Below are 22156 nucleotides of genomic sequence, written 5' to 3' on the forward strand. Positions count from 1 at the left end.
CCGCACCATCCACCCAAATACATCGCAGGAGCACACCATGGGATTCCAACAAGGCCTCTCGGGTCTGAACGCCGCCAGCAAGAACCTGGACGTGATCGGCCACAACATCGCCAACGCCAACACCACGGGCTTCAAGTCCTCGCGCGCCGAGTTCGCCGAGGCCGTGGCCAGCGCCGTGGGTTCGGCCAGCGGCCAGAACAGCGGCATCGGCGTCAATGTGGCCGCCGTGACCCAGCAGTTCCGCCAGGGCCCGATCACCACCACGGGCAACAACCTGGACGTGGCCATCAACGGCAACGGCTTCTTCGTCGTGCGCCAGCCCGACGGCAGCACGGCCTATACGCGCGCCGGCAACTTCGGCCTGGACAAGCAAGGCAACCTCAAGACCGTGCAGGGCGACAACGTCATGGGCTACCCCGTGGACGCCACCACGGGCAAGGTGCTGGCCGGCGGCCAGCCAGTTCCCATGGTCTTTCCTTCGGGCCAGCCGATCGCTGCCAAGACCACGACCAAGATCGACGTGTCGCTGAACCTCGATGCGCGCGCCACGCCCGCAGCCGGCAACTCCACCGCCACGCCGCCCGTGCCCGCCACGCCGCGCGCCACCTATGGCACCTCGATCAACGTCTATGACAGCCAGGGCGTGCCCACGCCGGTGCAGATGTACTTCGAGAAGGACGCAGCCTCCAACACCTGGAAGGTCTACGACGGCCTGGACGATCCGACGGCATCGCCCCCGAAGGTCGCCACCTTGCTGACCACCCTGGTGTTCGATGCCTCCGGCAAGATCACCAGCGGCAGCCCTGTGACTGGCGTGCAGATCAAGAGCAGCAACCCCAACGCGCCCACGCCCGGCACCATCAACGGCACGGCGGGCGTGACGCTGGACTTCTCCAACGTCTCGCAGTTCGGCTCCAAGTTCGCGGTCAGCAGCCTCAAGCAGGACGGCTACACCGCAGGCGCGCTCACCGGCATCAATGTCGGCAACGATGGCTCCATCGTGGCCACCTACTCCAACGGCGTGACGCGCACCGAGGGCCAGCTGGCCCTGGCCGCCTTCACCAACACCCAGGGCCTGGGCGCCGTGGGCGACAACAAGTGGGTGGAGACCTCGGATTCGGGCCCGGCGCTGAACGGCACGGCCGAGTCGGGCACCTTCGGCTCGCTGCGCTCGGGCGCGCTGGAAGACTCCAACGTGGACCTGACCGCCGAGCTGGTGAACATGATGACCGCGCAGCGTGCCTACCAGGCCAATGCCCAGACCATCAAGACCCAGGACCAGGTCTTCTCGACCCTGGTGAACCTGCGCTGATAGCCAAGAACTGAGTCAGGAGAGCCGGCATGGACCGCATCATCTACACCTCCATGACGGGCGCCAACGCAGCGGCGCAGCGTCAGTCCGTGCTGGCCCACAACCTGGCCAATGCCGGCACCAACGGCTTCCGGGCCGAAATGTCCACCTTCCGCTCCGTGCCCCTGCAGGGCAGCGGTGCGGGCACGCGCGTGTTCGCGCTGGAGGCGACCTCCGGCTACGTGGACACGCCCGGACCCACCCAGCGCACGGGCCGCGCACTGGACGCCATGGCCATGGGCCGCGCCTGGTTCGCCGTCCAGGGCCTGGATGGACAGGAGGCCTACACGCGCAACGGCGTGTTCGAGGTTTCCCCCGAGGGCCAGCTGGTCAACAGCAACGGCCAGGCCGTGCTGTCCGACGGCGGCGGCCCCATCGACATTCCCCCCGAGTCCACGATCACGCTGGGCTCGGACGGCACGCTGACCGCCAAGACCGGCAACCAGCTGCCCGTGGCCGTGGGCCGCGTCAAGCTGGCCACGCCGCCCGAGGACGCCGCGCTGGTGCGCGGCAATGACGGCCTGTTCCGCACGGGCGACGGCGATCCGCTGCCCAACGACGAGAACGCACGCCTGCTGTCCGGCGCCATCGAAGGCTCGAACGTGAACTCGGTGGAGACCATGGTCGGCATGATTGCCGCGGCCCGCCAGTTCGAGACCCAGATGCGCCTGCTGCAGACGGCAGAAACCAATGACAAGACGGCCAGCCAACTCTTGAGCATGAACGGCTGAGACAGATCACCCCCTGAGCGGCTGCGCCGCTTCCCCCTGGAAGGGGGACGACGCCCTCGCTGCAGGGCGGCCCTTGCTAGGCGTCCCTGGCCTGGATCGTGCCAGTCCCGCGCGATGTGCCAAGGATTCAAACGCTGAGACGGCGCAAGTCGCCACGGAAAACTGAAGGAAAACGCCATGATCAATTCACTGTTCATCTCCAAGACCGGCATGGAAGCCCAGCAGACCCAGCTGGACGTGATTTCCCATAACCTGGCTAACGTCTCGACCACGGGCTACAAGCGCGCCAGCGCGGTGTTCGAGGATTTGATCTACCAGAACCTGCGCCAGTCCGGCTCGCAGACGACCGAGCAGAACCAGTTGCCCACGGGCCTGCACCTGGGCCTGGGTGTGCGCACGGTGGCCACCTCGCGCAATTTCCTGCAGGGCGCCCTGCAGCAGTCCAACAATGCGCTGGACGTGGCCATCGACGGCAACGGCTTCTTCCAGGTCAACATGCCCGACGGCACCACGGCCTATACCCGTGACGGCTCCTTCCAGGTCGATGCGCAGGGCCAGCTGGTGACGGCCAGCGGCATGCCCATCGCCAACGGCGTGACCATTCCCCAGGGCGCGACCAAGGTGTCGATCAGCCCCGAGGGCGTGGTCAGCGTGACCATGGCCGGACAGGCCGCGCCCCAGCAGGTGGGCAATATCGCGATGAGCCAGTTCATCAATCCGGCCGGCCTGGAGCCGCGTGGTCAGAACCTGTTCACCGAGACCGCTTCCTCGGGCCAGCCCCAGCAGGGCCAGCCCGGCGTCAACGGCATGGGCATGATCAAGCAGGGCTACCTGGAAGGCTCGAACGTGAACGTGGTGCAGGAGCTGGTGACCATGATCCAGACCCAGCGCGCCTATGAAATGAATTCCAAGGCCATCACGACTTCGGACCAGATGCTGGCCAAGCTGGCGCAGCTGTAATTGATCTCTCCCCCTGAGCGGCTTCGCCGCTTCCCCCTCTCTACTCGCTTCGCGAGGGAGGGGGACGACGCCCTCGCTGCGGGGCGGCCCTTGCTCGGCGTCCCTGACCTGGGCCGCGCCGGTCTCCGGGGTCGCGCCACATGCCTATGGCTCGCCAGGTTCATGCGAAGCATGGATCACTGAAACACCGGGAACATCGCCATGACCCAACGAATCTTCTCCCTTTCCGCGACGGGCACATGCCTGGCGCTGGCGGCAGTCCTGTCGGGCTGCACGACGCTTAATGACCCGCCGCCCGTGGACATGCCGTCCACTGCGCCTCCGGTGCTGATGCCGGCCGCGCCCGTGGCGGGCAGCCCTACGGGCAGCCTGTTCAATGCCGCCAGCTACCGCCCCGGTTTCGAGAACCGGCGCGCGCGCCTGGTGGGGGACATGGTGACGGTGCAGATCGTGGAGCGCGTGACGGCCAGCCAGAAGTCGGATTCGGGCCTCAAGCGGTCCAACAAGACCACGGCGGGGATTTCTGCGCTGCCGCTGTTCTCGGGCAATGCGCTGGCCAATCTCAAGGACCGCTCGAACATCGGTTTCAACAACAACAACGACTACACGGGCTCGGGCTCGACGTCGAGCGACAACACGTTCACGGGCGCCATCAGCACGACGGTGGTCGATGTGCTGCCCAACGGCCATCTGGTGATCGCCGGAGAAAAGCAGATCGGCGTGAACCACAACGTGGATGTGCTGCGCTTCACGGGCACGGTGGACCCGCGCACGATGCAGCCCGGCAGCCTGGTCGCATCGACCCAGGTGGCCAATGTGCGCGTGGAATCGCGCAGCCGCGGACAGGCCGGGGAAGCGCAGTCAATTGGCTGGTTGTCCCGGTTCTTTTTGAACGTTATGCCGTTCTGATTCTCCGGAGAATGGACAGCATGAAAGTACTGTCCATGCTCCTGACATTGCGCCAAGCGCAGCGCCCCTTCTGGGTTGCAGCCGCCCTCGGCGCCAGCATGCTGACCCTGCCGGCGCATGCAACACGCATCAAAGAGGTCGCTGCCATCCAGGGCGTGCGCAGCAACCAGTTGACCGGCTACGGTCTGGTGGTCGGCCTCGACGGCACGGGCGACCAGACCACCCAGATGCCCTACACCAAGCAGGCCCTGGCCAACTACCTGGAGCAGATGGGCATCTCGCTGCCCGCCACAGGCAATTCGGGCCAGCTGCAGCTCAAGAACGTGGCAGCCGTGATCGTCACCGCCGAACTGCCGGCCTTTGCCCAGCCGGGCCAGGCCATCGACGTGGTGGTCTCCTCCGTGGGCAATGCCAAGTCGCTCAAGGGCGGCACCCTGGTGGCCACGCCGCTGCGCGGCGCCGATGGCGAGATCTATGCGCTGGCCCAGGGCAACCTCGTGGTCGGCGGCGCCGGCGCCTCGGCTGGCGGCTCCAAGGTACAGATCAACCACCTGAGCGCAGGCCGCGTGCCGCAGGGCGCCCAGGTCGAGCGCGCCGTACCCACACCGATCAATGAAGGCGACAGCATCACGCTGGGCCTGAACGCCACCGATTTCCAGACCGCCGACAAGGTGGTGCGCGCCATCAACCAGCGCATGGGCCAGGGCGTCGCACAGGCGCTGGACGGGCGCACCGTGCGCGTGTCCGCGCCCCAGGACCCGGGATCGCGCGTGCGCATGATCGCCGAGATCCAGGAGATGCCGATCGAGACCTCCAAGCCCTCGGCCAAGGTCGTGATCAATGCACGCACGGGCTCCATCGTGCTCAACCAGGCCGTGACCCTGGGCCCCTGCGCCATCGCGCATGGCAACCTGGCCATCACCATCAGCACCACGCCGGTGATCAGCCAGCCCGGCGCCTTCTCGCAGGGCCAGACCGTGGTGGCCCAGAAGTCCGACATCCAGATCAAGCAGGAGCCCGGCAACATCATCAACATGCCCGGCTCCCCGCAACTGACCGACGTGGTGCGCGCACTCAACACGCTGGGCGCCACGCCCCAGGACCTGCTGGCCATCCTGCAGGCCATCAAGGCAGCAGGCGCCCTCAACGCCGAACTGGAGGTGATATGAGCATCGCACTTCCCAACGGATCGCAGACTGCGGCCAGCAATGCGCTGGCGGCCGACGCCCGGTCCCTCAACGCACTCAAATTCGCGGCCGGCGAAAACAGTCCGCAGGCCGCGAAGGAAACCGCCAAGCAGCTGGAATCGCTGTTCATGCGCGAGATGATCAAGAGCATGCGCGAGGCCACCATGAAGTCCGGCCTGCTCGACAGCGCACAGGGCAATCTGAGCACCGACATGCTGGACCAGCAGCTGTCGGTGGCCATGTCGGGCCAGCCCGGCGGCCTGTCGGATGCCATCACGCGCCAGCTGGCCCGCACCATGGGCTCGGAAGCCGCCGAGGATGCCGAGATCTCCGTGCCCTCCACACTGAGCATGAGCCGCATCGCCTGGCGCAGCACGGCCGGCAGCGCCAATGGCACCACAGCGGCCTGGAGCGGCAGCCGCAGCAGCGCGGCCCAGTCCGTCAACGCCTACGCGCCCGCGCCCAAGGGCCGTGACAACTTCGTCGCCCACCATGGCGACGCCGCTGCACGCGTGGCGCAGGAAAGCGGCATTCCGGCCGCCTTCATGCTGGGCCAGGCCGGACACGAGACCGGCTGGGGCAAGAGCGAAATCAAGAATGCCAATGGCAGCAATGCCCACAACCTGTTCGGCATCAAGGCCGGCAAGGGCTGGACGGGCAAGGTCGCCGAGGTCACGACCACCGAATACATCGACGGCGTGGCGCGCAAGGTCACGGCCAAGTTCCGCGCCTACGACTCCTACGAGGAGTCCTTCCGCGACTACGCGCGCCTGATCACCAGCAATCCGCGCTACGAGAAAGCCATGGGCAAGACCGACTCGGCCCTGGCCTATGCGACCGAGCTGCAGAAAGCCGGCTACGCCACCGATCCCGAATACGCCAGCAAGCTCAGCCGCGCCATCCAGAGCGCCGTGCAGAGCGCGGCACGTGCCCAAGCCTAACCAGAGAACACGTCATGAGCCTTTTGAACGTCGGGTCCCGCGCCCTGATGGCGAACCAGATCGCCCTGCAGACCACAGGCCACAACATCGCCAACGTCAACACGGCCGGATATTCGCGCCAGAGCGTGGCCTTCCAGACCTCGCCTGGCCAGAACATGGGCAGCGGCTACATCGGCAATGGCGTGGATGTGAACACCATCCTGCGCAACTTCAATGACCTGCTCAACCGCCAGGCAGCCACGGCCAGCGCCGTGTCGGCGGCCGACTCGGCGCGTGCCACCTCGCTGGCGCAGATGCAGGAAGTGTTCGGCGGCGGCAAGACTGGCCTGGGCGCGGCGATCACCGACATGATGAATTCGTTCGGCGACGTGGCCGGTGCGCCCACCGACCCGTCGGCGCGCCAGGTGGTGCTCACGCGCATGAACGAGCTGGCGGCGCGCTTTCGCTCGGCATCGGCGCAGCTGGACGAGCTGGACTACAGCGCCAAGCAGCAGATGGGCAACGATGTGACCGTGGTCAACAGCCTGGCCGGCCAGGTGGCCACGCTCAATGCGCAGATCAGCCGCTCCATCGCCTCGGGCCAGACGCCCAACGACCTGCTGGACCAGCGCGACCAACTGGTGCGCAACATCAACAAATACGTGCAGACCAGCCAGATCCCTGCGGACGACGGCAGCATCAGCCTGTTCGTGGGCGGCAGCCAGCCGCTGGTGCTGGGCCCCAATTCCGCCCAGCTCACGCTCAAGGAAGCCACCGAGTTCCCGGGCAGCGGCAAGATGGCCCTGTACTTCCAGCAGCCCGGCGGCCAGAACGTGGAACTGACGCCCTCCATGCTGGGTGGCGGCGAGATCGCCGGCCTGCTGCAGTTCCAGGGCAGCGACCTGACCGAGGGCCGCAACCTGCTGGGCCGCATGGCACTGGCCATTGGCGACTCGCTGAACGAGCAAAACAACCTGGGCCTGACGCTGTCGGGACAAAGCGGCAGCAATCTGTTCAAGCTGTCCATGGTCAGCAACGGCTCGACCACGGGTGCGCAGTGGACAGGCGCCACCACGCCGACGACCACGGTGGTCGACTCCAGCCAGCTCAAGGCATCCGACTACCAGATCGTCTTCGGCAGCACGGCGCCAGCAGGCAAGGTCATCCGCCTGTCGGACGGCAAGGTCACGGACTTCACCGACATGACCGACCTGAGCTCCAAGGAGATCGACGGCCTGCGCTTCGACCTCAAGGCCGAAGGCGTGTCAGGCAACACCGTGCTGTTCCGCCCCATGGCGGCGGGCGCCCACGACATCCAGGCCGCCGTGCACTCGCCCAATGACCTGGCCGTGGCCAACCCCGTGGCGGCCAGCATCAAATCGCTGGGCGATGCGACCCTGCAAATGGGCGGCATCCAGGTCAGTGCCGGCTTCAACCTGGCGGGCTTTGCCGGCGCCGAGGTGTCGTTCAGCAAGAACGCCACCGGTCAGCTGGAATACACCATCACCCCGGCACCCGCAGGCGGCATTCCCGCCACCGGCCTCTACACCTCCGGCCAGCCGATCCAGCTGGCACCGGGCCTGCAGGTCAAGATCACCGGCACGCCCGCCATCAACGGAACCACCAGCGACAAGGTCACGCTGGGCAAGGCCACCGACCCGCAATACGGCACGGCCTATCAGCGCGATGCGGGCAATGCCAGCTCCTTCCTGGCGCTGCGCGACAGCAAGCTCTTCGATGGCTCGACCACGCTGAGCGACGGTTTTTCCACCGCCATGGCCCAGGTCGGAACGCGCACGCAGAGCGCGCAGTACGCGGCCAAGCTGTCCGAGACCATTGCCAAGAACCTGGAGGCGGACCGCACGGCCGTCTCGGGCGTGAACCTCGACGAAGAGGCCGCCAAGCTGCTGCAGTACCAGCAGTCCTACCAGGCCTCGGCCAAGATGCTGCAGGTCGCGCAAAGCATTTTCGACAGCGTTCTGCAGACCGTGGGCCGCTGATCACAGGACAGGAGCATTCCACCATGAGCATCTCCCGCATTGGCACGGCCAACATGTACGAAAGCACCATCAACAACCTGAACTCGCGCAACACGAGTCTGGTGGACCTGATGGAAAAGACCACCTCCGGCAAGCGCGTGGTGCGCGCCAGCGACGACCCCGTGGCCGCCGCACAGGCCGAACGCGCACTCACGCGCATCTCCCGCTCGGAAAACGACCAGCGCGTGCTGGGCCTGCAGCGCGATGTGATGGCCCAGGGCGAATCCAAGCTGGGCACGGCCCAGGACGCGCTCAAGGACTTCCGCGACAAGATCCTGGCGGCAGGCAACGGCTCCTATGACCAAAAGGCCCGTGATGCGCTGGTGCAGGAACTCCAAAGCCTGCGCGACCAGGTCCTGAGCTACGCCAATGCCAAGGACTCCAATGGCATGCCTCTCTTCCGGGGACTGGGCAGCAAGGAAGACCCCCTGACCAGCGCCACGCCTGGCGCGAGCTCCCAGCTGCAGGCAGGCCAGAGCACAGGCGGCGAGAACGGGCTGCCGATCGCGCTGGACGGGTTCTCGACCTGGATGAACGTGCCTACGGGCAACGGCGTGTTTTCCGTCTCGCGCCAGTCGGTGGCCGGCAGTTCCGCCTACGCGAGCCTGGGTACCGTAACGGATCCCAGTCAACTGACCAGTGACACCTACACCATTGCCTTCGTCAAGGACCCGGTCACCAACGCCGTCACCTATAGCATCGACGCCTTCAACCCCCTGCCCGCCCCCGGGGGCACCACAACCAACAAGGTTCCCGCCGGTACGGCCTTCCCCGCCGACGGCAAACTCACCGTGGACGGCATGTCCGTCGGCATTTCGGGCAACCCGGCCACCGGCGACACCTTCAAGCTGGCGCCCAGCCAGCGCACCGACCTGTTCAGTGTGCTCGACGGCGTGATTTCCGCAGTCAAGAACGGCGGCACGGACCCTGGCGGCCTGCAGCAAGGGCTGGCACGCGGCCTCAATGAACTCGATGCCGGCATGAGCCGTGTCCAGGCCATGCGCAGCTTCGCCGGCGACCAGCTCAACCGCGCCGACCGCCTTGAAGACGACATGAAGAACCAGGCGGACCAGCAGGAAGCGGCGCGTTCGCGGGCCGAAGACATCGATATGATCAAGGCCCTCTCCGATGTGGACATGCAGAAGGTGGGCATGCAGGCTGCCTTGCAGTCCTATGCCTCGATCCAGAAACTGTCACTGTTCAACTTCATCAACTGATAGCCACCCGCGCATGCATCCATGGTCCAGTCCGTCCTGAGCTCTCTGACCCTCGGCTATAGGCCGCTCTGGAACCAGGCCCGCCGTCTGGCGGGCGTTCAGCTTTATCTTCACGAGGAACCCGGCGTCCAGGCCGACGTGGCCCACCTGCTGCGCATACTGCGCGAGACCTGGGGCACGCAGTCGCCGCCGGTACTTCTGTCGCCCCAGTCGCGCCAGGTGCTGTGCGACCTGCTGGAAAACGCCTCCAAGGGCAGCCCCTGGATCGAGGTGCGCGGCGACTGGCTGCAGGACTCAGCCATCTACGACCTGGTGCGCCAGGCCCATGCGCGCGGCCTGATGCTGGTGTGGCGCGGGCCGCTGTCCGATGTGCCCGACGCCCAGGCCGCCCACTGGTTTGCCAGCAGCCTGCTGCACCTGCCGCCCGAAGGCGCTTCGGGCATGCAAAACCAGACAGCGCTTGCGCTGCAACAGGCCGCGCAGGCAGCCCAGGCACCGACCAAGCTGCAGGCCCTGAAGCAGGCCGCCAGGCCCACACCCACCCTGCCGCCCCTGCAACTGCTGGGCGGCCAGATGTACGAGGGGCTGGACAGCCTGGCCCTGACCGATCTGTGCCTGGACAGCTTCCATGCGGGCGCCATCGCCGGCTGGCCCGTGGCCGATACGCTGCATGCCCAGCGCCATCACGCCGCCCTGCCCAGCCGCGACACCGTGCTCGCACTGATGCGCGCCGTCGATGCCGAGCAATCGATCGAGGCCTTCGAGCAGATCCTGGGCGAGGACCCCATCCTGGCCTATCGCTTCATGCTCTACACCAACTCCGCAGCCCTGGGCCTGCGGGGCAATGTGGACTCGCTGCGCCGCGGCCTGGTGATGCTGGGATACGGCACGCTGCAGCGCTGGCTGTCCGACCAGCTGCCCCACGCCTGCACCGAGCCCAGCCTGGTGCCCGTGCGCACCGCCATCCGGCTGCGCGCCAGCCTGACCGAGCGACTGATCGAGGCCGGCATCAGCCACGACCTGCAGCGCGAGGTCTATCTGCTGGGCCTGCTCTCGCAGCTGGACCAGCTGCTGGGCGAGCCCCTGCCCACCGCGCTGCGCCGCATTCCCGTGTCCGAGCGCGTCTTCGACGCCGCCGTAACGCGCACCGGCCCCTACGCGCCGGCCCTGCTCATGGCCATTGCGCTGGAGTCCGACGATCCCGCACCGATTCGCCAGCTGCGCGAAGAGCACGCCTTCGAGATCGAGGACGTGAACCGCATCCTGCTGCGCATGCTCAGCGAACTGCAGGTGCAGCCCCCGCCTGCGGCCTGATCAGTCCACAGCGGCCGGGGGGGGGGGAAGCCTCAGCCGCCCCTGGCATCCGCAGATTCCGCCCATAAAAAAACCGCCTGAACATCAGGCGGCTTTTTTTGGCCGGCAGGAAGGCTGCGGATGCAGCTCCTGCCGATCTGCCCTGCTCAATGCATGGCGTGGGGCTGGCCGTCGAACATGTGCTCGAACTGTGCCAGCCAGGGCTCGGCCAGCGTGCGGATCTGGGCATCGTTGCGCAGGATGCGCTGCATGATGCGGGCCTTCTCCTTGCGCTGATCGGGCGCCAGCGGCTCGTCATGCGACTTGAGCCGCAGCTGCTCGATCAGCACGGCACAGGTGCCCTCGTAGCGCGTCACCCCCTCCCAATCCTTGTTCTGTGCGGCCTGCAGCATCTTGGCGCTGCTGTCTTCTATGGCACGGTAAAAGTCAATCAATGTCAGCTCCATTTCTAGGTCCCGGCAACGGCTGGCGTGTTGGCGATGTCGCGCCAACCATGGGCAATCGGAGCCAGCACATCCTGCGCGCTTTGCAGCAGCGCCGCGTCGTTGCGCAGATTGGCCAGCGTCAGCTGGGTAATGCTGTAGTCGTAGACGGAAATCAGGTTCTGGGCCAGTTCGCCACCTTCATCGGGATTGACGGAGGCCTTCAGGCCTTCTTCCAGAATGCGAACGGCCTTTCCGATCTGCACTCCCTTCTCACCGATGTCGCCACGCTGCAGGGCTCCCTTGGCCGCGTTCAGCGATTTTTCAAGCGCGTCGAACAGCAGCTGGATCAGCTGGTGGGGCGATGCGCCGTCCACGGAGGACTGGACGCCGACCTGGGCGTAGGCACTTGCAGCACGGCGGTTGAGCGATGTGTACATGTTCGTTTCCTTGATGTCTTGTTCTTCGGCTGCAATGCTCAAAAATGTAGAGGCATCGAGCATTGGTTACAGAAAACACGTCCGCCGCTCCGCCCTGCCATCATTTATTCCACTGTGCCACTTGCTGGTTCATGTAAGCGCTCAGCGAGGAATAGCTGCCCATCTTGGCATCCAGGGACGCATACTGCGCACGCAGGCGCTTTTCAAGCAAATCGGCCTGGTCATTGACCCGGTCCTGGGACTTGCCGTTGTCCTTCTTGAGCGCCTGCAGACTCTTGTTCTTGTTGTCGAAGGTTCCTTCGAACTCCAGGGCCTTCTTCGTGAAGTCCTTCATGCGCGCAGCAAGGCCTTGCGTATTGGGCTGCCCATCGGTGCCAGCCGAGGCGAACATCTTGCTCATGGACTCAGGGTCCTTCAGAGCTGCCTCGAACTTGGTCTTGTCACTGGCCGTCGTCCCGAAGGCCAGCTTTCCGCCCTTCTGGATCTGTATGCCCATGTCCGACAGGCGCTTGAGCGTGTCGGATCCGCCCACGACCGAGCCCGAGAGCACGCTGCGCAGGCTGTTGGTCATGCCCACCGTGGTGGCATCTCCCTGCAGCACGCCAGCCACCTTGCTCTCGGCGTCGTATTTGGTGGAGCTGCCCAGCGCATCGTTGAGCGCGTTGTAGGCATCCATGAAGGCCTGGATCTTCTTCTTCATGCCCTCAGTGTCCGAAGACACCGTCACCGTGACGGGCGCTGTGGTCTGCTGGGTCACCGTGATATTGAGTCCAGGCAGGGTCTGCTTGAATTCGTTGGTTGTCGATTGCACCGTGATGCCGTTGACATTGATCTCGGCGTTCTGGGCGTACTGCGCCACGGAACCCGTGGTGGCCTTGCCATTGAAGGCCAGGGCCGACAGGCTGGCATCTCCACTGGAGCCGACCGTGAAGCCCGCATCCGCACCTGTGCTGCGCGAGCGCAGCACAAGGCGTTCGCCCTGGGCGTCCTTGAGCACCGAAGCCACCACGCCGGCGCCCTTGCTGTTGATGGCCTGGACCACGTCCTCCAGCTTGGCGCCCGCCGCGATATCGATATCCAGGGGCGTTCCAGGATTGCTGAATTGGGTTCCGTCCGCGTTCCAGGAGCCCATGGTGATGGTGAGCTTGCCCGCGCCGAACTGCGTGGCCGCAGGCATGATGCCGGTGGCCACCGATTGGCTTCGCGCCAGCTTGTCCACCGAGATCACCGAAGACCCCGGCAGTGCATTGGCGTCCGTCACCGAAACCGCCACGGCCGTATTGGTCGTGGCAGCATTGGTCAAACGCCACGTATCGGCATTGGCCAGCGAAGTGGCCGCGTCCTGAAGCGTGGACATCAGGGACTTGATCTGTCCGAACGTGGATATCTTGGAATCCAGGACAGACGCTTTTTGCTGAAGCGGAACCAGTGACTGCTTTTGCAGGGCCACCAGTTTGGCGATCATCGTCTCGTCCAGGCCGCTGCCGCTGATGCCAGCTGAACTCAAGGTGGCCATGACCATCCCTTTCTAAGTGCAGAACACCTCCGCGCCACAGCGCAGAACGCGTCCTTGCGAACACGCACACCAAATGCCCGAGGGCATTCCCCGGTATCTTATCGACCGGTTGTTCTGGAACCTGAGGCTTTTCGTGGCCGCGCGCCGCGCAGCCAGGCTCAAAAGCCCCGCGGGCTCCCTCTTACTGGATCAGCTTGAGCACCGACTGGGGCAGCTGGTTGGCCTGGGCCACCATCGCTGTACCGGCCTGCTGCAGGATCTGCGTGCGGCTCAGGTTGGCGGTTTCGGCCGCGAAGTCGGCATCCATGATGCGCGATCGTGCCGCCGATGTATTTTCGGCCGCCACCTGCAGGTTCGAGATCACAGCCTCAAAGCGATTCTGGGCAGCACCAAAAGTGGCGCGTGTATTGTTGATTTCGTCCAACGCCGCATCGATCGCGGCCATCGAAAGGCGTGCGTCGCCAGCAGTGCCAGCAGGAGTGCCGCCCGAACCGAGCAAAGAACCCAGGGACCCATTCAACGAAGGCGGCGTCGTTCCTGTATTGATATCCAATCCACCTGGAGCGGAGCCTGTCAAATCCACTGCGGAAATCGTGATCTGATTGTCGGCACCAGTGTTGGCGCCCACTTGGAAGACTGTCGGACTGGAGCTGTTCAGAAGAGGACGACCGTTGAAGCTTGTGCTTCCAACGATACGTGCAATTTCCTGCGCCAGCTGCTGGAACTCTTTGTTCAACGAGTCACGGTCCGTGGAACCGTTGGTGTCGTTGGCAGCTTGAACAGCGAGTTCGCGCATGCGTTGCAGACTATCGCCGATCTTGCCCAGCGCGCCTTCGGCCGTCTGCGCCATGGAAATGCCGTCGTTGGCATTGCGCATGGCCACATTCATGCCGCGTACCTGAGCGTTCATGCGCTCGGCGATGGCCAGACCCGCCGCGTCGTCCTTTGCACTGTTGACACGCAGACCCGAAGACAGGCGCTGCATGGTCGTGCTCAGCGACGACTGGGACGTGCTGAGATTGCGCTGGGCGTTAAGCGAAACAAGATTGGTGTTGATGATGGATGCCATGGGCAGCTCCTCGTTAGGCATGAACAATAGCCAACCGTTCGACGACCCCAAGCCGCCAGAACGCCAGACAGCACGCCAGAACTTCCAGCCCTGCCTATCTGATGTAGACGATTGTGCGGAAAAGCCCCCTCACCAAAGCGCCGATAAAGCCCATGATCCGGCGCCAATTCACCCTTCGAACACCCTCTTGGCCAACCCTTTCGCCCATAAAAAAACCCCAGGCAGATGCCTGGGGCTTGGAGAATTCCGGCCGCCTCCTGCTTGGGAAGGCCGCCGGACTCGCACTATCAGCGCAGCAGGGCCAGAACGCCTTGGGGCAGTTGGTTGGCCTGGGCCACCATCGCTGTACCTGCCTGCTGCAGGATCTGCGCACGGCTCAGGTTGGCTGTTTCCGATGCAAAGTCGGCATCGGTGATGCGGCTGCGTGCCGACGCGGTGTTTTCGGACGCCACCTGCAGGTTGGAGATCACTGCATCGAAACGGTTCTGCGAAGCACCGAAGTCAGCGCGCTTGCCGTTGACGGCATCGATGGCATCGTCCAGGGCGGTGACTGCCGCCAGGGCCGTGGCAGCCGTGGAACCCAGGGTTGCATTAGCGCCTGTACCCTGAGCCACATCGCCCATGGCAGAGGCAAGATCCGAAGTAGTGATGGAGATCTGGTTATCGCTTGCCGTGTTGGAGCCGATCTGGAACTGGAATGTGCCGGAATTGCCACCCGAACCTGTCAGCAGCTCCTGGCCGTTGAACTTGGTGTTCTTGATCACGCGGGCGTTTTCTTCGGCCAGCTGCTTGAATTCCTTGTCCATCGAGCCGCGGTCGGCCGTGCCGTTGGTGTCGTTGGCTGCCTGGACTGCCAGTTCACGCATACGCTGCAGGTTCTCACCGATCTTGCCCAGCGCGCCTTCTGCGGTCTGCGACAGGGAGATGCCGTCGTTGGCGTTGCGCACAGCCACGTTCATGCCGCGGACTTGGGCGTTCATGCGTTCAGCGATGGCCAGGCCGGCGGCGTCATCCTTGGCGCTGTTGACGCGCAGGCCGGAAGACAGGCGCTGCATGGTGGTGGACAGCGAGCTTTGCGAAGCACCCAGGTTGCGTTGGGCGTTCAGCGATTGCATGTTGGTGTTGATGGTCATGGCCATGGTGACAGCTCCTAGTGAAATCAATACGTCGCCGCCACGGTGCCCTCGCTTATCGCAAGGCGGGCGGCGGCGGCCCAATCCAACCATCGGCCGTTTTCACATTGATTTGCAACGGCTTTTGGTGGGCTCAGGACTTTTTGTCCCTCTGCTGAGTTGGTTTTCGGAGCTGCCCCGGCGAACTTTAGGGGCGTTGCAAAGATTTTTTGATGCCAGCCTGACACTTTGCCCAGACGACCCCTCCCGAACCGCCATACAAGATATAGATGCGCCCGCACCAACTCCTGGGGCCTGCGGCCAGGCACGGATGCCCGAGAAGCACGGCACCTGCGGCAGTACACAAAACAAACCGCACTTTCCTGTCCAGTTCCATCGTTCGCGCCCGAGCGGCTCTGCCAGAATCCGTCGTATTTCGTGCCTGCATGGGCGAAGCCCACCCAGCCGCCCAAGCGACTTGGCGGCCAAGCCCGGGCACGATGTTTTTCACTAGGAACACCGTCCATGCCCTCCATTGAACAATTCATCGAAAGCTTTCTGACCGCCGTGGACTTCCAGGAGGTCGTGGAAGTGACGCCAGAGACCGAACTCAAGCGCCTGCCCGAATGGGACTCGCTGGCCGCACTGGGCGTGATCGTCATGTTCGACGTCGATTTCGGCAAAACCATCACGGGCGACGATCTCAAGAACTGCGCGACCATCAACGACCTCTACCAACTGCTGGGCTGAACGACATGACGCTGTCCACCCTGCACAACGTGCGATTCGCGGGCATGGCCAGCTGCGTGCCACGGCAAGTCGTACACAACATCAACGACGTCCCCCCCCATCTGCGTTCAGAACGTGAGCGCCTGGTGCGCAACATCGGCATACTGACGCGCAGGGTCTGTCCGAGTTGGCAGTGCTTTTCGGACCTGGCGTTCGATGCAGCCGAAAAGCTGCTCACCGAGCTGCAATGGGCCCGCGAAGAGGTTGATGCACTGATCGTGGTCACCCAGTCGCCGGACTACCTGACCCCGGCCACGGCCATCATCTTGCAGGACCGCCTGGGACTGCCGCACGGCACCGTGGCCTTTGATGTCAACCTGGGTTGCTCCGGCTATCCGTTCGCGGTGCAGATCCTGGGCTCCATGGTGGCCTCGGGCGTCGTCAAGAAGGGCTTGATCCTGCTGGGAGACCGGTCCAGCTACAAGCACAGGGACTCGCTCAAGGACCCGCTGTTCTCCGATGCCGCCACGGCGACAGCGCTGGAATACCAGCCCGGAGCACCCCCCATGCATTTCGACCTGAACAGCGATGGCAGCGGACACAAGGCCATCATGGTCCCGGTAGGCGGGCATCGCCAGCCCTTTGAACTCGAACATGCGATTGCGCGCAAGGGTGAAGATGGCTTCTGGTACTCCAACCTGGACCTGGTGCTCGACGGCCCTGCCGTGCTGAGTTTTTCCACACAGCGCGTCCCGCCCATGGTCGAGCGCCTGATGCAGTACTCCGGCAGGAACAAGGAAGAGGTGGACTACTTCATCTTTCACCAGGCCAACCGCATGATCAACGAGACGATACGCAAGAAGCTCGGCCTGCCCGCCGAGAAAGTGCCGTCATCCCTGCAGGAGTTCGGCAATACCAGCGGTGCTTCATTGCCGGTCACCATGACCACGCGCCTGCGCGATGCGCTGGCCGAGGGAAAAAAGCGGCTGTTGCTGTGCGGTTTCGGTGTGGGTCTTTCCTGGGGCGGAGCCATTGTGGAAGTGGAATCTGCCTGCTTTCCTGCACTGGTCGAGGCATGATGGATCAGGATCCGTTCTCCCTGGCGGGGAAACGCATTCTGGTCACGGGGGCGTCTTCGGGCATAGGCCGGCAGGTCGCGCTGAGTTGCGCCGACATGGGAGCGCAACTGATCATCACCGGACGGGACCCGCAACGCCTGCAAGCCACAGCCGATGAACTGCCCGGCAGCGGCCACTTGGCGGTGATTGCTGATCTTGCACAACCTGTCGATCTGGCTCGGCTGGTCGAGCAAACTGGCGTGATCAACGGTCTGGTGCATGCTGCCGGCATTTCCAGGCTGGTGCCTTTTCGCATGATCAGCCAGGCGCATCTGAGCGAGATGTTTGAACACAATACCTATGCTCCGATGATGCTGACCAAGGAGCTACTGGGCAAAAAGCGTGTGGTGGCCGGCGGCTCCATCGTGTTCATTTCTGCCCTGGCATCACACAGCGGGGCCCAGGCCACAGCAGCCTATGCCGCAAGCAAATCGGCCCTGCTGGGAGCCATGCGTTCACTGACCATCGAAGTCGCCAAGCATGGCATACGTGCCAACTGCATCGCACCAGGTTACGTTCGCACCCCCATGCTGAACGGACTGAGCCAAGGCGGTGCCCAGATGGAGCGCCTGATTGAGCAGACACCGTTGGGCCTGGGCGATCCTCAGGATATAGCCTATGCCGCGGCCTTCCATCTCGCAGATGCCAGCCGCTGGATCACCGGCAACTACTTCATCCTGGACGGAGGACTGAGTACCTCAATGGACATCTACGCATGAGCAGCGCGGCCATCTCTCCCTTTTCCATGCAAGGAAAGACAGTGCTGGTCACAGGTGCCTCTTCAGGCCTGGGCAGGCACATCGCTATCACACTGGCGCGAAGAGGTGCTCGCTTGGTGATCACCGGGCGTGATGCGGACAGGCTGAGGCAATGCCATGAAGCTCTGCAAGGCGAAGGCCATGTGCAGATCACGGCTGACCTGACCCTGCCCAAGGACCGGGACCGCGTGGTCCAGGCCAGCATTGGCATCCATGGTCTGCTGCACTGCGCAGGACTGCATCAGGCAACCCCTGTCAATGCACTGACCGAAGAACTCATGACGCGCATGTACCAGATCAATTTCCTGGCTCCTGTGATGCTCACCCAGCACCTGCTGCAGGTCGGCGCCGTGGCGCAAAAAGGCTCCATCGTCTTCATGCTATCCACCGCTGCGCACAGCGGCATGGAACGGCTAGGCCCTTATGCAGCCATGAAGGCCGGGCTGTGGGGTCTCATCAAATGCCTCGCACTGGAACAGGCTTCTCAGAAAATCCGCGTCAACGGCATCTCACCCGCAGTCATTGGCACGCCGCCTGCCGAGTCGGGCCAGCAGATCCTGGTGGCAGACAAGGCTCTCCATCCGCTGGGCCATGGCACGCCCGATGACGTTGCCCATGCAGCCATCTACCTGCTGTCCGATGCCAGCCGGTGGGTGACAGGAACCAGCCTGATCCTGGATGGCGGAGCAGCGCACTGATGAAAAGGGTCTACATCATTGGTGCTGGTGGCTGGGGCCGGGAAGTCCTTGTCCAGATGTGTGATGCGGTCGAGCATGGCCAGGACTGGAAGATCGCCGGCTTTCTGGATACACGGCCCCACATGCTCAACGGCATTGACTGCGGCGTGACCATCGTCGGAAGCCCCCTGACCCATATGCCGCAGCCGGACGAAGCATTCGTCTGCGCCATCGGCCTGCCACGCCCACGCCAGCAGTTTTCCCAGCCCATACTGGATAAAGGGGGTGAATTCATGCACGTACGCACCCCTTACAACACCGTAGGCTACATGAGCGTGCGCGTGCATCTTGGAACAGGCTGCTTCTGGGCGCCACGCGTGCAAGTCAGCCCTGATGTCCACATCGGCGACTTTGCCAACATCCACAGCGGCACCGTCATAGGTCATGACGTGCATATCGGCAACTATGCGCAGATAGGCGCCATGACCTTCATCGGGGGAGGTGCACAAATCGGCGACTATGCCATCGTGCATCCGCACGCCACGATCACGCCGGGCGTCAAAGTTGGCGAAGGCGCGACCGTGGGCGCCGGTTCTGTAGTGCTCAAGAACGTGCCCGCCGGCTCCACCGTGTTCGGCAATCCTGCACGCGTGATCTTCTAAAAACCCGAAGCCGACAGGAAATCTCTTATGCGCTCGCGCATGCACCCAAAATATTATTTGTCTCAGGAAATCTTCGAGCGCGAACAGCAAAAGATCTTTCGCAAGGTGTGGCTGTTCGCAGGCCTTGCCTCACTGTTACCCAAGAACCATTCTTTCATCACACGCAAGATCGCGGGCATTCCCGTAGTCATTCAGAATTTCAACGGAGAGTTGCGCGCTTTCGAGAACATCTGCCTGCATCGCAGCGCACCGTTGCAGCAAGGTTTCATGGGCACACGTCCGTTGGTTTGCGCCTATCACGCCTGGAGCTATGACAGCCAAGGTCAGGTGAAGAATATCCCGGATTGCGATGCAATCTATCGACTCGATGCCTGCGAAAAAAAATCCCTGAAATTACGGGAATTTTCTCTCAGGCAGATTGGCGGCCTGCTGTTCATCAATCTGTCATCCGACCCCATGAAGTTCGAGGAGCAGTTCTCTGCCCAATTCATCGAACTACTGCAAAGCAGTGCCGAATCCTATGACAGCGAAGTCATGATGACCACTTGGCATGCCAAATTCAATTGGAAGCTTGTCTATGAGAATCTGCGCGACGCCAACCATGTGAAATACCTCCATGGCAAGAGTCTGGCCAAAGTTGCCAGCTTTCCATTTTCCACAAAAGACGGTGCGTCCATGGAGCAGATGGAGCTGGACTGCTCTCCAATCGGCCTGCGAAAGAATATGCGCACATTTAGCTATGGAGGAGCGGAAGGGACGATCGAACCCATTCGCTGGGTTCCCTGGCTGGACAAGGTGGAGCGCTGGGGCGATACCGATGCCTATTTCAACTGGCTGAGCTACCCCAATCTGCACATAGCGAGCGGAAATGGGGGCTACTCTTTCACTATTGAACACCACGTGCCTGTGTCCCCGGGCGAGACCGATGTCGAGATTTTCTTCATTGCGGCCCGAAAAAAGGTGTCGTACGCCGATTCGGCGCAGGTGCTTTTGTCCCAAATGCACTACAGCAAGCAAGTCGTTGGAGAAGATATTGCTATTCTTGAAGCAGTACAGGCCGTCTTGCATGAAAAAGCGCCCCTTCCCACCCAGGGCGCTTACGAGTATGCCAATCGTCATATCGAGCGTTGGTACACCACCCTGATGGAGACAGACCATGAAATATAGATGGATCGTCGGCTGCGGTGACTTTTTAGATACCGCTTTTCATGCCTGGAAGCAATTCCGCCCCGATGAGCTGATTAAACGGGTCGAGGTCCGGCAAAATGCAGACTACGCCTTCGATTGCTCCGTGCTCGATACTCTAGACCCTGCTAAAGGTAGTGCCTTCATTGCGTTCAACGAGCGCTTTGGCAACTTTAAGCGCTTGGAGTTGATGCAGGCAGCCATTGATCATGGTCTGAACCTGGAGCCGTTCATCAGTCCTATGGCCAACGTGGCCACCGATGTTGCCATCGGCCCCAACAGTTTCATCGGCCACCATGCCTGCATCGGCCATGGCAGCCGAATAGGCTTCAATACCGTCATCCACAACAGCGTCCAGATTGGCATCCACAGCACGATAAACGCGTCCTGCTGGATTGAAAGCGGCGTGCAAGTGGGCGATAACGTAGAAATCGGTGCACATGGCATTTTACGCATGGGGGCAATGATCAAGAAAGGAACCACAGTGGGAGATGGCTGTGAGTTGGGTTGGCCCCGTCTTTATCATGAAGACATTCCTAGCAAAACGGTTTTCGATCTGAGATATGACGAGCCGATATACGTTTACCCAGGCACATAGGCAAGCACCGCATCATGAAAAAAAATCAAATCCATTCAGATCACCGCACTCATGAAATGGAGATGCAATTTCTCGAATCAGCGGCAGCACTGCGAAATAACCCATTCTTTGGCATTCCCCAGGATCTCTGCGACATCGTTGCCAAGCATGCTCCATCCGTGCGACTCTTTCTCTTGGGCAGCAAGGGATTTTCTGAACATATCATCGCTATCGCTCGAGAGGGAAATTTCATTGTCGAGGCCGTAGTGGACGATTTTCTCTGCCAGAAGGAGTCCAACCTTCATGGCACTCCGCTGATCTCCACCGAAGCCTTTGTTTCCAAAGTCCGCGGGCAGCATGATGTGGTGGCGATCAACACCTGCGGCTACGACAAGCCCAAGTTCTTCTTCAACCATGTGTGCCGCACCAATGGAATTTCGCACATGAGTTTTGAGCAATTCGTCAGAGCATTTGGTATTAGCAGCCTGCTCGATTTCCGAATCGAAGACTGGGGCCCATATATCGCAGACAACGTCGAGAGATACCAGAAACTGGCCCAACGCCTGGCGGATGATTATTCAGTACAAACACTTTATTCGGTCCTGAATTACCGACTTACCTGCGATCCAAGCTACTACTATGAAATCGAGCGCCCCTATTCAGCCCTTTATTTCAGGTCTGGCCTGTTGAGTTTTGGAAAATCGGAAAAGATGGTTGACTGCGGAGCTTCTGCAGGTGAAGCGTTCATGGGTCTTGCCGAGGCCACCGACGGAGATTTCGCCCATAGCTGGCTGGTCGAGCCAGACCGCTTCAATATCCATAAACTGCAGGATTTGCGCCGCCGTTACGCAGGCACGCCTCTGGCCTCGAAAATCAGCATCCACGGCTGCGGCGTGGGCGAAGCTCCATGCAGGGTCGCCTTCAAGCACGAAGGCGGCTATGGCAGCTCCATCCACACGGCCGATGTGGCGTGCAGCGAGGAGGACATGATCGATGTGCGCCCCATAGATGAAATCGTTGACGATGCGCCCAGCTTCATCAAGATGGATGTGGAAGGCGCAGAGCTGTCTGCCCTCAAGGGTGCTCGCCAATCACTGAAGAACCATGCGCCCAAGCTGGCCATCTCCGCCTACCACCGGACATCCGATCTGCTGGAGATCACGGACTATGTCATGCAGCAGCAGCCCGGATACAAGATAGGACTGCGCCACCACGGCCATTTCCGCTGGGACACCTGCCTGTACTTCTATCAATGATCGGCGC

The 22156-nt window shown here is 62.6% G+C and carries 22 protein-coding genes; 17 read left to right on the forward strand and 5 right to left on the reverse strand.

What is annotated here, in order from left to right; genetic code table 11:
• Positions 1-37 precede the first annotated feature (37 nt).
• From flgE to A4F85_RS21080, 9 genes are all read left to right on the forward strand, one after another.
• Positions 38-1312 (forward strand): flagellar hook protein FlgE, encoded by a 1275-nt coding sequence (flgE, locus tag A4F85_RS21035; RefSeq protein ID WP_034398048.1) that lies wholly within the window; start codon positions 38-40, stop codon positions 1310-1312.
• A 29-nt stretch (positions 1313-1341) separates the two neighbouring features.
• On the forward strand, positions 1342-2082 hold the full coding sequence (locus A4F85_RS21040; RefSeq protein ID WP_013800363.1) for a flagellar basal body rod protein FlgF: 741 nt from the start codon (positions 1342-1344) through the stop codon (positions 2080-2082).
• A 177-nt stretch (positions 2083-2259) separates the two neighbouring features.
• Positions 2260-3042 carry a flagellar basal-body rod protein FlgG gene (flgG, locus tag A4F85_RS21045; RefSeq protein WP_013800362.1) on the forward strand — a complete coding sequence of 261 codons (783 nt, stop codon included), beginning with the start codon at positions 2260-2262 and terminating at the stop codon, positions 3040-3042.
• A gap of 201 nt (positions 3043-3243) precedes the next feature.
• The gene (locus A4F85_RS21055; RefSeq protein ID WP_063327631.1) at positions 3244-3951 is read left to right on the forward strand and encodes a flagellar basal body L-ring protein FlgH; all 708 of its coding nucleotides are present in this window, start codon (positions 3244-3246) and stop codon (positions 3949-3951) included.
• A 20-nt stretch (positions 3952-3971) separates the two neighbouring features.
• The gene (locus A4F85_RS21060; protein ID WP_012202558.1) at positions 3972-5120 is read left to right on the forward strand and encodes a flagellar basal body P-ring protein FlgI; all 1149 of its coding nucleotides are present in this window, start codon (positions 3972-3974) and stop codon (positions 5118-5120) included.
• Positions 5117-6079 (forward strand): flagellar assembly peptidoglycan hydrolase FlgJ, encoded by a 963-nt coding sequence (gene flgJ / locus A4F85_RS21065; protein WP_034398047.1) that lies wholly within the window; start codon positions 5117-5119, stop codon positions 6077-6079. The genes A4F85_RS21060 and flgJ overlap by 4 nt, the downstream gene beginning before the upstream one ends.
• A 14-nt stretch (positions 6080-6093) precedes the next feature.
• Positions 6094-8058 (forward strand): flagellar hook-associated protein FlgK, encoded by a 1965-nt coding sequence (gene flgK, locus A4F85_RS21070; RefSeq protein ID WP_063327632.1) that lies wholly within the window; start codon positions 6094-6096, stop codon positions 8056-8058.
• A 23-nt stretch (positions 8059-8081) separates the two neighbouring features.
• A complete protein-coding gene (gene flgL / locus A4F85_RS21075; RefSeq protein WP_063327633.1) occupies positions 8082-9314 on the forward strand; it encodes a flagellar hook-associated protein FlgL in 1233 nt (410 codons plus the stop codon).
• 21 nt (positions 9315-9335) lie between these two features.
• On the forward strand, positions 9336-10628 hold the full coding sequence (locus A4F85_RS21080; protein ID WP_063327634.1) for an HDOD domain-containing protein: 1293 nt from the start codon (positions 9336-9338) through the stop codon (positions 10626-10628).
• A 146-nt stretch (positions 10629-10774) separates the two neighbouring features.
• On the opposite strand, the gene A4F85_RS21085 is transcribed toward A4F85_RS21080, so the two are convergent.
• The 5 genes from A4F85_RS21085 to A4F85_RS21105 form a co-directional block, all read right to left on the reverse strand.
• On the reverse strand, positions 10775-11074 hold the full coding sequence (locus tag A4F85_RS21085; protein ID WP_012202553.1) for a flagellar protein FliT: 300 nt from the start codon (positions 11072-11074) through the stop codon (positions 10775-10777).
• Between the two features lie 2 nt (positions 11075-11076).
• Complete coding sequence (fliS, locus tag A4F85_RS21090; protein ID WP_034399135.1) at positions 11077-11490, reverse strand: flagellar export chaperone FliS; 414 nt, start codon at positions 11488-11490, stop codon at positions 11077-11079.
• A gap of 100 nt (positions 11491-11590) precedes the next feature.
• Complete coding sequence (gene fliD, locus A4F85_RS21095; protein WP_034399134.1) at positions 11591-13006, reverse strand: flagellar filament capping protein FliD; 1416 nt, start codon at positions 13004-13006, stop codon at positions 11591-11593.
• A gap of 181 nt (positions 13007-13187) precedes the next feature.
• The gene (locus tag A4F85_RS21100; protein WP_063328049.1) at positions 13188-14075 is read right to left on the reverse strand and encodes a flagellin domain-containing protein; all 888 of its coding nucleotides are present in this window, start codon (positions 14073-14075) and stop codon (positions 13188-13190) included.
• Between the two features lie 287 nt (positions 14076-14362).
• Entirely contained in the window at positions 14363-15214 is an 852-nt protein-coding gene (locus tag A4F85_RS21105) for a flagellin domain-containing protein (RefSeq protein ID WP_063327635.1), read from the reverse strand.
• A 498-nt stretch (positions 15215-15712) separates the two neighbouring features.
• Between A4F85_RS21105 and A4F85_RS21110 the strand changes: the two genes are divergently transcribed.
• The 8 genes from A4F85_RS21110 to A4F85_RS21145 are packed head-to-tail and all read left to right on the forward strand — an operon-like array spanning position 15713 to position 22149.
• On the forward strand, positions 15713-15937 hold the full coding sequence (locus A4F85_RS21110) for an acyl carrier protein (RefSeq protein ID WP_063327636.1): 225 nt from the start codon (positions 15713-15715) through the stop codon (positions 15935-15937).
• Between the two features lie 5 nt (positions 15938-15942).
• On the forward strand, positions 15943-16995 hold the full coding sequence (locus A4F85_RS21115) for a ketoacyl-ACP synthase III (protein ID WP_043822576.1): 1053 nt from the start codon (positions 15943-15945) through the stop codon (positions 16993-16995).
• Complete coding sequence (locus A4F85_RS21120; RefSeq protein WP_063327637.1) at positions 16992-17753, forward strand: SDR family NAD(P)-dependent oxidoreductase; 762 nt, start codon at positions 16992-16994, stop codon at positions 17751-17753. The genes A4F85_RS21115 and A4F85_RS21120 overlap by 4 nt, the downstream gene beginning before the upstream one ends.
• Before the next feature lie 26 nt (positions 17754-17779).
• A complete protein-coding gene (locus A4F85_RS21125) occupies positions 17780-18490 on the forward strand; it encodes an SDR family NAD(P)-dependent oxidoreductase (protein ID WP_231890621.1) in 711 nt (236 codons plus the stop codon).
• On the forward strand, positions 18490-19131 hold the full coding sequence (locus A4F85_RS21130; protein ID WP_063327638.1) for an acetyltransferase: 642 nt from the start codon (positions 18490-18492) through the stop codon (positions 19129-19131). Before A4F85_RS21125 ends, A4F85_RS21130 begins: the two co-directional genes overlap by 1 nt.
• Positions 19132-19158: 27 nt before the next feature.
• Positions 19159-20298: an aromatic ring-hydroxylating oxygenase subunit alpha gene (locus A4F85_RS21135; protein WP_063327639.1), complete on the forward strand. Its 1140-nt coding sequence runs from the start codon at positions 19159-19161 to the stop codon at positions 20296-20298.
• Positions 20288-20914, forward strand: a complete 627-nt coding sequence (locus tag A4F85_RS21140; RefSeq protein WP_063327640.1) for a UDP-3-O-(3-hydroxymyristoyl)glucosamine N-acyltransferase — start codon at positions 20288-20290, stop codon at positions 20912-20914. Before A4F85_RS21135 ends, A4F85_RS21140 begins: the two co-directional genes overlap by 11 nt.
• A gap of 14 nt (positions 20915-20928) precedes the next feature.
• Complete coding sequence (locus A4F85_RS21145) at positions 20929-22149, forward strand: FkbM family methyltransferase (RefSeq protein WP_197485503.1); 1221 nt, start codon at positions 20929-20931, stop codon at positions 22147-22149.
• The last annotated feature ends 7 nt before the right edge of the window (positions 22150-22156 follow it).

The sequence above is a fragment of the Delftia sp. GW456-R20 genome (genome assembly GCF_001622915.1).
Lineage (GTDB): Bacteria > Pseudomonadota > Gammaproteobacteria > Burkholderiales > Burkholderiaceae_C > Comamonas > Comamonas acidovorans.